The organism is Halobacillus locisalis (assembly GCF_013694105.1).
Taxonomy (GTDB): domain Bacteria; phylum Bacillota; class Bacilli; order Bacillales; family Halobacillaceae; genus Halobacillus; species Halobacillus locisalis.
In genome coordinates this window covers 633,804-645,304 of record NZ_JACEFG010000002.1, presented here as the reverse complement: position 1 = coordinate 645,304, position 11,501 = coordinate 633,804, and the positions used below count along the sequence as shown (strand labels likewise).

At 46.9% G+C, this 11,501-nt stretch carries 15 protein-coding genes; 4 read left to right on the top strand and 11 right to left on the bottom strand.

Annotation, left to right across the window (positions count from 1 at the left end):
• Positions 1 to 61: 61 nt before the first annotated feature.
• Positions 62 to 682 (bottom strand): hypothetical protein, encoded by a 621-nt coding sequence (locus tag H0266_RS10370; protein WP_181472322.1) that lies wholly within the window; start codon positions 680 to 682, stop codon positions 62 to 64.
• Positions 683 to 875: 193 nt separating this feature from the next.
• Between H0266_RS10370 and H0266_RS10365 the strand changes: the two genes are divergently transcribed.
• Together H0266_RS10365 and H0266_RS10360 are read left to right on the top strand one after the other, a co-directional pair.
• Positions 876 to 1,055, top strand: coding sequence for a YjfB family protein (locus tag H0266_RS10365; protein WP_181472321.1), 180 nt, complete (start codon positions 876 to 878; stop codon positions 1,053 to 1,055).
• A gap of 69 nt (positions 1,056 to 1,124) precedes the next feature.
• A complete protein-coding gene (locus H0266_RS10360) occupies positions 1,125 to 1,301 on the top strand; it encodes a hypothetical protein (RefSeq protein WP_181472320.1) in 177 nt (58 codons plus the stop codon).
• Positions 1,302 to 1,321: 20 nt separating this feature from the next.
• On the opposite strand, the gene H0266_RS10355 is transcribed toward H0266_RS10360, so the two are convergent.
• Complete coding sequence (locus H0266_RS10355) at positions 1,322 to 1,621, bottom strand: hypothetical protein (RefSeq protein ID WP_181472319.1); 300 nt, start codon at positions 1,619 to 1,621, stop codon at positions 1,322 to 1,324.
• Between the two features lie 420 nt (positions 1,622 to 2,041).
• The gene (gene fabZ, locus H0266_RS10350) at positions 2,042 to 2,464 is read right to left on the bottom strand and encodes a 3-hydroxyacyl-ACP dehydratase FabZ (protein ID WP_181472318.1); all 423 of its coding nucleotides are present in this window, start codon (positions 2,462 to 2,464) and stop codon (positions 2,042 to 2,044) included.
• A 141-nt stretch (positions 2,465 to 2,605) separates the two neighbouring features.
• On the opposite strand from fabZ, the gene H0266_RS10345 reads away from it, so the two are divergent.
• Positions 2,606 to 2,749, top strand: coding sequence for a lmo0937 family membrane protein (locus H0266_RS10345; protein ID WP_181472317.1), 144 nt, complete (start codon positions 2,606 to 2,608; stop codon positions 2,747 to 2,749).
• 322 nt (positions 2,750 to 3,071) lie between these two features.
• Here the strand turns inward: H0266_RS10345 and H0266_RS10340 are convergent, their stop codons facing one another.
• The 7 genes from H0266_RS10340 to spoIIID form a co-directional block, all read right to left on the bottom strand.
• Complete coding sequence (locus H0266_RS10340; protein WP_181472316.1) at positions 3,072 to 4,160, bottom strand: class I SAM-dependent methyltransferase; 1,089 nt, start codon at positions 4,158 to 4,160, stop codon at positions 3,072 to 3,074.
• Positions 4,161 to 4,174: 14 nt separating this feature from the next.
• On the bottom strand, positions 4,175 to 5,488 hold the full coding sequence (locus H0266_RS10335) for an FAD-dependent oxidoreductase (protein WP_181472315.1): 1,314 nt from the start codon (positions 5,486 to 5,488) through the stop codon (positions 4,175 to 4,177).
• An 802-nt stretch (positions 5,489 to 6,290) separates the two neighbouring features.
• Positions 6,291 to 6,593 (bottom strand): DNA-directed RNA polymerase subunit beta, encoded by a 303-nt coding sequence (locus H0266_RS10330; RefSeq protein ID WP_181472314.1) that lies wholly within the window; start codon positions 6,591 to 6,593, stop codon positions 6,291 to 6,293.
• A gap of 19 nt (positions 6,594 to 6,612) precedes the next feature.
• Positions 6,613 to 7,434, bottom strand: coding sequence for a flagellar hook-basal body complex protein (locus H0266_RS10325; RefSeq protein ID WP_181472835.1), 822 nt, complete (start codon positions 7,432 to 7,434; stop codon positions 6,613 to 6,615).
• A gap of 15 nt (positions 7,435 to 7,449) precedes the next feature.
• Positions 7,450 to 8,274 (bottom strand): flagellar hook-basal body complex protein, encoded by an 825-nt coding sequence (locus H0266_RS10320; protein ID WP_181472313.1) that lies wholly within the window; start codon positions 8,272 to 8,274, stop codon positions 7,450 to 7,452.
• A 90-nt stretch (positions 8,275 to 8,364) separates the two neighbouring features.
• Positions 8,365 to 9,363, bottom strand: coding sequence for a rod shape-determining protein (gene mreB / locus H0266_RS10315; protein WP_181472312.1), 999 nt, complete (start codon positions 9,361 to 9,363; stop codon positions 8,365 to 8,367).
• A gap of 213 nt (positions 9,364 to 9,576) precedes the next feature.
• Positions 9,577 to 9,858, bottom strand: a complete 282-nt coding sequence (gene spoIIID, locus H0266_RS10310) for a sporulation transcriptional regulator SpoIIID (RefSeq protein WP_181472311.1) — start codon at positions 9,856 to 9,858, stop codon at positions 9,577 to 9,579.
• Positions 9,859 to 10,334: 476 nt separating this feature from the next.
• Between spoIIID and H0266_RS10305 the strand changes: the two genes are divergently transcribed.
• Positions 10,335 to 10,493 carry a hypothetical protein gene (locus H0266_RS10305; protein WP_181472310.1) on the top strand — a complete coding sequence of 53 codons (159 nt, stop codon included), beginning with the start codon at positions 10,335 to 10,337 and terminating at the stop codon, positions 10,491 to 10,493.
• A 74-nt stretch (positions 10,494 to 10,567) separates the two neighbouring features.
• Here H0266_RS10305 and spoIIQ read toward each other — a convergent pair whose 3' ends face one another.
• Positions 10,568 to 11,470, bottom strand: a complete 903-nt coding sequence (gene spoIIQ, locus H0266_RS10300) for a stage II sporulation protein SpoIIQ (protein ID WP_181472309.1) — start codon at positions 11,468 to 11,470, stop codon at positions 10,568 to 10,570.
• Positions 11,471 to 11,501 lie beyond the last annotated feature (31 nt).

Here is an 11,501-nt window from a genome sequence, read left to right as displayed (position 1 = left end):
TGGAAGTCTTTGAGGGCATACAAAAACCCGGACTCTATGAATGTGAGTCCGGGTTCATGGATTAAGAAATCTTGTTGCCAAATTGAGCGACGATCAAGTCCAGCTTTTTCACTTTCGGAAGGTCGTAGCCTGGGAATCGCTCATCGAAATGTTCGAATAACGGCTGCATCGACTCCTCGTCCAAGAGCTCATTATACGTGCGGAACGTATGTTGATACTGTTCCATGTACCGCTTCATTTTTTTATCGAATCCTGATAGATGGTACGTGGATGAGAAATCGAAGGCTTTCACGATATCACCATCGTACGTAGGGAATTCCGGGTTGATGGTGTGCAGCATGGCCGCAGCCAGCGGGAACTGCATCGTCGGGTTGCCCTTATGATTCTTCACTTCATAGAGACGTTTCGTGATCTGCACGATGTTCGGCCGCTCTTCGCCTCGCTGCTCTTCCATCACTTTGAAGTATTGATCTTCGAATTCTTTTGTCAGACTAGGGTTGTCTAACCTGAAAAAGTAGCGGAATACGAATTGGAACAGGTGGTCATCTGGTACATAGGTATCCTGATACAATTGCTGTAAGTAGATGTACACGTCCAATTTTTCTTGCGGAATCTGGTTGACGACAGATTCGTGGTCTTCTAATAGTAAATCTCGTAAATCTTCCGCCGTACGGTATTTCATTTGTCATCACCTCTACTCGCTTATTTCCACTCCATTGCAGATGAAAAACTTCAAAACGCATTCAAATGGTTGTTACTCTCCATTCTACAGAACACGGGCCATTTTTCAAACAAAAACAAAATCGCGAACTTAGTCGAGTTCTGCTTCATAGTTCGGGAGTGGAAACCGATACGAACGATAAAGGAGGGATTTCATGGATATTGCAGCCTTATCGATGGCGATGAGTGCGGTCGATGTGAAGCAACAGTCGAGTCTGAAAGTGACGGACAAAGCGATGGACAATGCCGAGTCTGGCGGTAACCAAGTGGTGAAAATGATCGAGGAGTCCATTCCTCACCCGAGCCTCGGGAATCAGATTGATTTGAAAGGTTGAGCCTGTGGTATTACATAGGTGTGGGCGGCAGGGCTTCCTGCCGCTTTTTTGATATAGAGGAGGGCTGTGATGAGCCGGATTATTTCAGTGATTGGTTTTGCAGGTTTCTTTGTGGGGATGGGGATCTATCTTCTTGAGCCTTTATCGTTCCTCGATTTTCTTGTTCCTATATTTACGATCGGCGGCATATGCGTTGTGATTGTGGCGATGTTCCTTTCGTTTCGTGAACAAAAAAAGAGCCGCTAACATTAGCGGCTTGGGCGGTATTATTGATCGTCTCCGTTATCCATCGTATCTTCGTTTGTTTCATCTTCTGTTGCGTCATTTTCACCGTCAGTCATGTCACCTTGGTCTTCTTCTTTATTCTCCATATCTTCTTCGTTCGTTTCGTTCTCTTCTTCCATTTCGTCATCCATGCCATCGTCCATGTTGTCCTCGCCATTCTCTTCGTCCATGTTCTCTTCTGTATCATTGTTTTCTTCCATCGGCTCTTCTTCGTTTGCACATGCACCTAGAAGAGAAACAGCAAAGAGAGCGATCAACAACTTAAATGATAAACTTTTCATCCAAATTTCCTCCTTTATTTTGACTACGCCAACTAGTCTATCCATTTATTTACTATTCATTCACTGTTTGTTTATAAAAGGGGGTTGTGTGTGGTGGGACGGCTGGGGGTTTATCGGACATTTGATCGGGGATTTCGGACAATTACCAGGATTATTCGGACATCCGGTGGGGTGGCGCGGTGAAAGTGTGCTTAGGGGTGCAGTCTGCCGGGGTATTCGGACATTTGATTGAGGATTTCGGACAGGCTCTCATGTATATCGGACACCGTCCTCAATAATTCGGACATCCTCCAACGTATTTCGGACAATTGCCGTTAATTCGGACATTTGATTGAGGATTTCGGACACCACATCCATTTATTCGGACAAGACAACCACACATAAAAAAAGAGCTGAGCACTCGGCTCAACTCCCTCATCCTTATTTCAAGGCAAACATGATCTCCGCTTCACACGCTAGTTCACCATCAACCGTCGCTTTCGCTTTTCCTTTGCCCATCGGCCCTTTCAGACGGACAATTTCAACCTCAAGTTTCAGACGGTCACCTGGCACCACTTGGCGCTTGAAACGGCATTTGTCGATTCCTGTGAAAAAGGCGAGCTTTCCTTGGTTCTCTTCCTTCTTCAGCATAGCTACCGCGCCCATTTGAGCCAAGGCTTCCGTGATGAGGACACCCGGCATGACTGGGTAGTCTGGGAAATGGCCTTGGAAGAATGGTTCGTTCATCGTGACGTTTTTGTAACCGACTGCTTTTTCCCCTTCAATGATCTCCTCGACTTGGTCGATCAGCAAGAATGGGTAGCGGTGTGGAATGATTTCTTTAATTTGTTGGATATCTAACATAATTGGACCCCTTTCATACATACTAGTCTTATTATATAGGTCGTTGAAGGTTAGGACAAAATTTCTTTTGTACGGTTTCATTGTTAGGCTTTACGGTTATCAATAACTGTAACCATTTTCTTGCAAGGGAGGGATTGACCGATGCTATACACGATTCTGATCGTGATCCTCGTGCTGTGGCTGCTTGGCCTGATTGGTGGGGTCGGAGGCAACTTGGTGCATTTGTTACTTATCATCGCTCTTATTGTATTGATTGTTCGACTTGTGCAAGGACGACGGTTATAGATGAACGCCGTGGCGACAGAACATGTTGCCACGGCGTATTTTTGTGCTGGGTTCGTCATCTTATTGGGAGAAGGGGATGGTTTTGAAACAACTCGCTTTCCTGCGGGGGAGCCGGTGAGCCTCCTCGGTCGTTAACACTACCTGTGGGGTCTCACCTGGGTCCTTCTCCCGCGGGAGTCTCGTCGTTTCAAAACCACCCCTTCATAATGTAGAGGGACGAACCCCTACCATAACGGGCGTGCCTTGACTTCGTTTCAGTTTCTTACTAGTAAATATACTGAAAACCAAGAAAAAAGCGCCCCTTGGAGGGCGCTTTCTACTATTAAGAAGTGCGAGTCAGTTCAGAAGAGGTTTCCGTTGATAACGATTGTTCCGTGCTTCCGGCCATTTTCGTGTGTCGCAATTCTTGGACAGGGGATGATGGGGCCAGCCAGAATGTGTACCATGATCCTTCTTTGACGATTGGATCGAGGTCGAACATATCGAATTGGCAATCCTCTGAAATGCCTTCCAGTTCTTTTTTCGTCGGCAATGCGAAAAGGTTCGAGTGAGCGACGAAGAAGCTGTTGAAGGCAGATGAGAAGGCTTGACCTTGCTCGCTTTCATTGATTGGCGTGATGGCTGAGATCAGGCCTTGTTTCGTTACATAGCTTCGTAAGTGCTCCAAGAGCTCCCCGCGTTCACTAGGGTGGATGTAGTGGAAGATGTTGTGCAGGAGAATGACATCGACCTGTGCATCGTCTTCTGGCTTCCACGTTTTGATATCGCCGACTTCAAACTTGATGTTCGAATAGTCTTCAGAGAGCGTGCGCGCTTTGTTGATGACCTTTTGGTTGATGTCGACGCCCACCATCTTCACGTCAGGAAATTCTGCTGAGAGCTTACGCAAATATCCTCCATGACCACAGCCCAAATCGACGATGGTCTCCACTTCCTGGTTGCGGATCATCTTCTTGATTTTTTTAATGGCAAAATGTTCGAGTAGTGCTGACGTTTCCGCTACGACTTCTCCGTGGCGTTCATGGTCGAACTGGGCACGCTCGTGAGACCTCATGATTTCCGGATATTTGAGCATCGTCGGAATGTGTAACGCCATCATCTCTTTCAAAATCGCTTGGACACCTGTGGAGACGTCATCTCCCATCAAGGCGGAACAACGTGCTTTCGAAGAACGATAGCGTTCATTCGGCCGCTTCTTCAAGTGTTTGACGGCGACCCCTACGCGTACCCATGACGTGAGTAAATCTTTAGGATACCCCGTTCTTTCACTGACGGTATCGATGGTCACGGCTTTTTCAAACTCGTTGAACAAGTCGAGTTCTACTCCGACATACGCATGCCAACTCGGTAGAAACGACTCATTCTTCTTCATCCATTTTCGTGCCTGCATGGCGATTACCCATTCATTCATAGATTTCATCCCTTCTATTCGTATCTCCAAGGATAGTCCTCTTCCTCAGAAAATAAGTATTTTTGCTGCTTGCGATCGGTTACCTTCTTCTTTCTTGTCGGGAGCATACTTCCTTGGATAGCACGATCGAAGAGGCTGAAGTCCCAACGGCCAAGGCCTGATATATTCAACATTTGTTTGACGTGCAGCTGGTCATCGTCGTAAATACGCTGGACCGCACGTGATCTGATCTGACGCCATAATTCGAAACGGAACGAGTAAACGAGTGCCGACAAATGACTCAGTTGTAACAAAAACGATACCCGTGGTTTGCGAACGTCTTCATAATAATGAAGGTTCTCATCAAACGGTTTGCCTTCTTCTTTACACCAAGCGAGCAGTTCCCCCAATACGTCTGCATCTTGGATGGCGAGGTTCATCCCTTCACCAGCCATCGGATGCACAGTATGGGCTGCATCGCCTATGATCGCCAAATTTCCAGAGTAATAGTGATCGACATGATAGGTGAACGGAATCATCAACTGGACGGTTTTCCAATCTTTGATCGAACGGACACCCTCAGCGAGCTCAGGCTCAAGCTCTCCGTAAGCCTGGTACAAATATTCCAAACCTTTTTCTTTCACATTTTTATATTCACCCGCTTTTATAAGAAAAACGGTTCGTACTTCGTTATCCGGTAAGGGGAACAACCCTAAGAAACAGCTCGATGTCGTAATGACTTTGCCTTTTGTAAAATCTTCGGGCCTCGGAATCGTGACCGTCAGGAAGTGGTGGTTGTAGTCTTTGCGTTTTACATGGACGTTCATGGCGTCTCTAGTCGGGGAGCTCCGTCCTTCCGCTCCGATGTACACCTGCGCTTCGATATAGGTCACTTCTTTGTTCTGCTTCACTTTGGCCATTCCATTTTCAAAACCGAGAAAACGAGCACCGCCTAAGTAATGATAATACTCCTCATATTCTTTTCCTTTATTTCGTAAAATCGCTTTAGTCTGTTCATGCGGAACCATCAACGCATGATCATACACACTCGCGACGCGCCCGTAATCGAGCTCCGTCAAGTTGATCTCTTCCGGAGCTTGCCCAGGCCGCCTTTTGATTTCCTGGAACCTGAGCTGGTCGAGGACGTGACCGCACTCTTCAATCTCATCAATGACACCGAGCCGCTCCAAAATCGCAAGCGTCTTCGGCTGCAGCAGTTCGCCTTTATAAACAGGTGATTCTCTCTTTAATTGTTCCGCGATGGTGACATGGACGCCTCGGCTGGCAAGCTTTGCAGCTAACGCAAGTCCGCCCACGCCACCTCCGGCTATGAATACGTCTGTTTTCAAATCGAATTCCCCTCCCGCCGTTCAGTACTTCACTATTCTTACATAGTTCCCTTTTTGACAAGATGGAAACATTCATGAAAAACTCCCGTTTCGTCTGCCATATAAGGAGTAAGATGGTCGGGGAAATAGGTCGCTTTCCGTGGGGCGTGTGCTGAGCCTCCTCAGGCTATCGCCTTCCGGGGTCTCACCTGTCCCGCAGATCCCACAGGAGTCTCCCCATTTCCCCGACCATCTTTCCATAGATAGAATGACGAAACGAATGTACGAATTCATTTGCCGATGTTAGCTCGGACTCTATTAGAGGCACTACCGTTCTAGCAGTCCGTTTAAGAAAACGTCGCAGGGAGGGAAGGGAAAACAGGTAGACTCCTGACTTAAATGTGAAAGCGCTTTGCTCAGCGGCGTATGGACTGGACTGAGCTGTCGGAGATAAAGGAAACACGAAGAGCGTAGCGATTCGATGTTGACTTATCGTACAGAAGCGAGGGAAGTCTCACTGGCCGCTAGGCGCTGGAACTGGATATAACGGGAAGATGGAGCAGGCTGAGACCCCACAGAGAGGGTACTACTTGAATATACTTCCTTGCTCCCTTGCGCCGAGAAAGCTTGCTACAGAGCGATACGGGCAGACGCAGGCGCACGTTACTAGAGCTCGAGGAGGCTCAGCGTTCCCCGCGGAAAGCGAACTGTTTTCCCTTCCCTCCCCACCCACACACAAAAAACGGACCATTAAAAAACACGAGCCTGTTATAGACTCGTGTCATCAGCTTGTGACTTCCTACATATCATAGGAGTACAAGCTCTATTCTGTTTTCGTTACGATATCGAAAATGTGTTGCCACGTATCCCATTCAAGAGCATCGGTTGGATTCCCATCGCCGATGATGCCGTATCCGACCATTACACCCAAGACCAAAGCAAGCGCACTAAGAAGCAGAACGATCAAAATGCGAAGCCAGATCGGGAGGATGCGTCGACGGCCTTTTTTCGGTTTCTTTTCTTTTTTGGCCTTCTTCGTTCCCTTCTTCTCCTGTTTCGCTACTTTCTTACGTTCCTTCTCTTCTGCACGGGTCTTGTTTTTCTCGGATTTAGGATCAGTTGCCATGGTCGTCAAACTCCTTATATTAAGATCTCAGTTGATTGACAAGTCCCATCATCTGATCACTTGTCGAAATCGATTTTGCATTAAATTGATATGCACGCTGGGCCATAAGCAAATCGGTCAATTCTTTTGAAATATCTACGTTCGAAGACTCTAAGGTCTGGCTTTGCATCTGTTGGTCGTTCGCCGCTACATCAGCGAAAAGACCAGCTTGATCAATGTTATCCGGCACACGGAAACGGTTCGCTCCCGTTGCTTCTAACATCCTTGGACGGACCGCTTCGATGACATCTAGCTGACCTTCGACGACCTGCTGATCGCCACGCGTCACTAGGATGCCGCCATTTTCCGTAATGGACAGGCCATCGAAGCCTTCATCGAGAACAATCGAGTCACCGTCTTCACCGACGACTGGATACCCATCAGAGTTGGTCAACAATACTTGATCGTTTTCAATCGGATTCAAGTAAAAGTTCCCCGCTCGTGTGTATTGAGTTTCTGTTCCTTGTTCGGTCGGTACCTGTACTTGAAATAGGTGATTATCCTCAAGCAACGCGACGTCGAGCTCCCGTCCTGTATTTTGCAGGCTACCTTGGCGTAAGTCAATATTTGTGTGACCGAGCTGTGCGCCTGTCCCTGAACGAATGCCATCAGGTGTAACGCGTCCCCGGGCTACTTCGTCATCAGACAAGTTGTCGATCTGCTGGACAAGCAACGAAGAGAAATTGGAATTTCTACTCTTGTACCCGGTCGTATTGCTGTTCGACAAGTTATTGCCGATCAAATCGAGCTTCTGCTGTAATTGTCCCATGGTCACGGATGCTTGGATCATTGAACGATTGATCAATGCGAGTCCCCCTTATCGTAGTCTCCCTATTTCTGTGACGGCTTTTTGCATACTTTGGTCATACGCTTTTAACACACGCTGGTTCATTTCAAACGAACGGTATGTATTCATCATTTCGGTCATCGTACGGGCCGGATCGACGTTTGAGCTTTCTAATACATTTTGACGAACGTCATACGTAATCTCCGGATTAGCGCGTGCATCTACTAGTGGAGCCGCTTCTTCACCCGGTTGGTAAAGGTCGTTGCCTTGTTTGATCATATCATTGGCATTCGGCGTATAGGATAACCCTAGAGGAATCTGCTGATCTCCTACGGCTACGACACCCTCTTCAGAAACATCAAACTCCAGTCCATCGGTATTGATCGGGTTACCGGTGTCATCAAGCACATACATGCCTTGATTGGTGGTTAGGAACCCTTCTCCATCCACCGTAAAGTTTCCGTTCCTTGTATAACTTTCTTCGCCGTTTTCGTTCCGGACGTTAAAGAAGACGAATCCGGACTCATCCGGAACATTCCCCTGAACGAGCGCCATATCCGTAGAAATCCCCGTCTCTCTTATATCTCCTTGAGAGAATGAAGGGACCGTCTCTTGAAGGTACACACCCGTGTTAAGGGATCCTACTTCTTTTCTGACTGGGAGATCCAGGCCACGTGACGTCGGGATCGACGTCGTACCCATCTGCTCAATCAAAAGCTCAGGAAAAGCCCGCATCGTCCCTTGATCGGCTTTATATCCTGGTGTGTAAGCATTAGACATATTGTTCGACAATGTTTCCTGCATCCGCTGGTTGGCTATCATCCCTGAAGCTGCTGTGTAGAATCCTCGTAACACCGGTCGATCGCTCCTTTTTTGGTTAAAAAAATTATGTAACAAAGGCTCAACCGTCTGAACGGTCGCCTTCGTCGTGATTATGTTATCGTTCTAGCCTTTTGAAGAAACGCGCTTGTCGATATGCTCAAGCATGATACCCGTTCCTGTTGCCACACAATCCATCGGGGATTCTGCAACAAGGACCGGTACTTTCAGTTCTTCTGCCAGCAATTGATCGATGCCGTGAAGCAATGCGCCCCCACCGGTCATGATGACACCACGATCGATGATGTCCGCCGATAATTCAGGTGGCGTGCGTTCAAGCACTTGTTTGGCCGCTTGCACGATCACTTGGACCGACTCACGAAGCGAACGTTCCACTTCTTCAGAATTCACGGTAATCGTACGTGGAAGTCCAGATACCATGTCACGTCCGCGAATTTCGATTTCTTCCTGGCGTGAGCCTGGGAATACAGTCGCAACGTTGACTTTGATATCTTCTGCTGTACGCTCACCGATCAGAAGCTTATATTCTTTCTTGATGTATTGAAGGATTTCGTGGTCGAACTTGTCACCCGCCATTTTGATGGAAGATGCGGTTACAATGTCGCCCATCGACAGCACAGCAACGTCTGTTGTACCGCCACCGATATCCACGACCATATTTCCGCTCGGTTGGAAAATATCCATACCGGCGCCGATCGCTGCTACTTTCGGTTCTTCTTCTAGAATGACGTTTTTACCGCCAGATTTCTCTGCCGCTTCTTTGATCGCTTTCTGCTCGACTTTTGTAATGTTCGTCGGGCAGCAAATCAACATACGGGGCTTAGAAAGAAAGCCACGCACATTCGTTTTTTGAATGAAGTGCTTGAGCATGGCTTCCGTCACATCGAAATCGGCGATCACGCCATCTTTCAATGGACGAATGGCTTCGATATTTCCCGGTGTACGTCCAACCATGCGTCTCGCTGCTTCACCCACTTCAAGTACTTTTCCGGTGTTTCGATCCATGGCAACGACAGAAGGTTCGTTCAATACGATGCCTTTTCCTTTTACATGTATAAGCACATTAGCTGTACCAAGGTCAATTCCGATATCTCTTGCGAACATGTCCTGTAGATCCTCCCTATTGTAAAAACAATCCTATACTATTTATCATTCATCAAAGCTTGTTTTTTTAGTCTTCATCAAGTTCTCGAATGGTTTTAAAAACATACATATCTAATTCTATATTCTATCACAAAATTACGACATCCGTCTTACCTAAAAAGAAAAAAGTTACCAAGTATCGAGGATTTTTGACAAAGGAAGGACCGTTCATTTTTACGAAAGAGGTTGTGCAGGCCGTTCTTCTAACTGATCCGTTTTATATTTCCGACGGGTGGCTTCCCCTCCGCGCAAGTGCCGGATTTCTTTATGGTAGTCAAGAATCTTCTTCACTTCCTTGGCTAGTTCCGGGTTCACTTCTGGAAGCCGCTCCGTCAAATCTTTATGGACCGTACTTTTAGATACGCCGAATTCCTTGGCAATGACTCTTACTGTTTTTTTCGTTTCAATCACGTGCTCTCCAATCTTGATGGTCCTCTCTTTGATGTAATCATGCACTCCACTCGCCTCCTGTGATTGACTATCCAAGGGGGTGGGTTCATAAGGAAAGCTACTGCTATTGAGTTTTGTGGGTACCTCATGGTGTTTGTCTTGTTGGATTACCCTGGATGCTACCGAGTGCTCGGTTATCCTCATTGTATTATTACAATCTTGAAGATATGCCTTTAATCTAGGCATAACGGGATAGGAATGCATGAAGAGGATGGAGTGTTTCGTCTTTTAAGTATAGGGAAGGTGGCCGGGGAAATGAGTCGCTTTCCGTGGGGCGTGCGCTGAGCCTCCTCAGGCTATCGCCTTGCGGGGTCTCATCTGTCCCGCAGACCCCACAGGAGTCTCCCCATTTTCCCGACCACCTAATCAAGTATGGAGTGACGAAACTCTTTTTAGGTACAGGATGCTTTATCTTAGTCGAGATTCGTTAAATGTGACTCTTGTCCTAATAAGTGTGAGTTTTGTCTGAATAGGCTGAGTAAATGTCCGATAAACTGTATCTCGTGTCCGAATTGGGTGGGAATGTCCGATATAGAAGGGCGCTTGTCCGAATTGAGCAGTTGGATGTCTGGATTCGTGCATCTGTTGTCCGAATTGCTTGGCAAAATGTCCGAATCGAGGCCCGTTCATCCAAGGTTTAGTATTTTATAAGCTCCCCAACCGCCTTAAAAAGAGCTTTTGACAAAGAAAAAAATGAGGGTACGAGACCCTCATTTTATGTTTGGATTGTAGAGATTGATGATGCGCTATCTTCTTCTGGTAGTTGTTCTTCCTCATCCATAGATGGGTCTTCTTCAGATGGAGTTTCTTCGGATGGCGTTTCTTCTTCTTCCCCCGTCGTTCCTTCTGACTCATCATGTGATGGGACGTTGTGCTGTGCTCCTTCTTCCGCTTCCTCGCCTTCTTCACCTTCTGGACTTTCATCGATCTTGCTCAATGGCTGACCGAAGAAGTTCTCAGGGTTGACTGGCTCACCTGCGTTACGTACTTCGAAGTGTACGTGTACGCCACTGGCTTGTCCGAAAGAGTTGCTTCCTGCTGTACCAAGCGTGTCGCCTTGAGCGACTTCAGCACCAGCTTGAACTTGTACATTATCTAAGCTTGCATAGACTGTCGTAATGTCGTTATCATGTGTGATTTCGACGACATTTCCGTAAAGTGGATCTTCTTTCACTTCTGTAATCGTTCCGGATAGGGATGCGGTTACGTCAAAAGCTTCTCCATCTTCTCTTGTAATGTCTACGCCTTCACTTTGATAATACTTATTGTTGTATAGGACCAGTGCACTTTCTTGATCAGCTTCAGAAGCATCGTAGTCATAGAACTTCGTTACGATGGAAGCTTGAGCTTCATCGACGACAGGCATTTGTAGATTTTCCTCTTGTTCCATTACAGGGACGGTTTCTTGATCTGAATCGTGCGTGATCACTTCATCTTGAACCTGTGATTCCGGCTCATCTGCAACTTGGTCTAAATCACTTGCTCCTTGCTGATACCAAAACACTCCGACTAACACTAAAGCTGCAACGGACAAATACAAAGCTGGATACAACCACTTCTTGCGCATCAAGCGTTTAAACTTTAATTTAGTCACGCTTTTCTTTTCTTCCTCTCTCATGTTCATCACCTCAAAAATCATTCTGAACACT

Excerpts from the sequence above, each read along its gene's own strand:
- H0266_RS10370 (WP_181472322.1), bottom strand. The coding sequence starts at position 682 with ATGAAATACCGTACGGCGGAAGATTTACGAGATTTACTATTAGAAGAC.
- H0266_RS10365 (WP_181472321.1), top strand. The coding sequence starts at position 876 with ATGGATATTGCAGCCTTATCGATGGCGATGAGTGCGGTCGATGTGAAG.
- H0266_RS10360 (WP_181472320.1), top strand. The coding sequence starts at position 1,125 with ATGAGCCGGATTATTTCAGTGATTGGTTTTGCAGGTTTCTTTGTGGGG.
- H0266_RS10355 (WP_181472319.1), bottom strand. The coding sequence starts at position 1,621 with ATGAAAAGTTTATCATTTAAGTTGTTGATCGCTCTCTTTGCTGTTTCT.
- fabZ (WP_181472318.1), bottom strand. The coding sequence starts at position 2,464 with ATGTTAGATATCCAACAAATTAAAGAAATCATTCCACACCGCTACCCA.
- H0266_RS10345 (WP_181472317.1), top strand. The coding sequence starts at position 2,606 with ATGCTATACACGATTCTGATCGTGATCCTCGTGCTGTGGCTGCTTGGC.
- H0266_RS10340 (WP_181472316.1), bottom strand. The coding sequence starts at position 4,160 with ATGAATGAATGGGTAATCGCCATGCAGGCACGAAAATGGATGAAGAAG.
- H0266_RS10330 (WP_181472314.1), bottom strand. The coding sequence starts at position 6,593 with ATGGCAACTGATCCTAAATCCGAGAAAAACAAGACCCGTGCAGAAGAG.
- mreB (WP_181472312.1), bottom strand. The coding sequence starts at position 9,363 with ATGTTCGCAAGAGATATCGGAATTGACCTTGGTACAGCTAATGTGCTT.
- H0266_RS10305 (WP_181472310.1), top strand. The coding sequence starts at position 10,335 with ATGTCCGATAAACTGTATCTCGTGTCCGAATTGGGTGGGAATGTCCGA.
- spoIIQ (WP_181472309.1), bottom strand. The coding sequence starts at position 11,470 with ATGAGAGAGGAAGAAAAGAAAAGCGTGACTAAATTAAAGTTTAAACGC.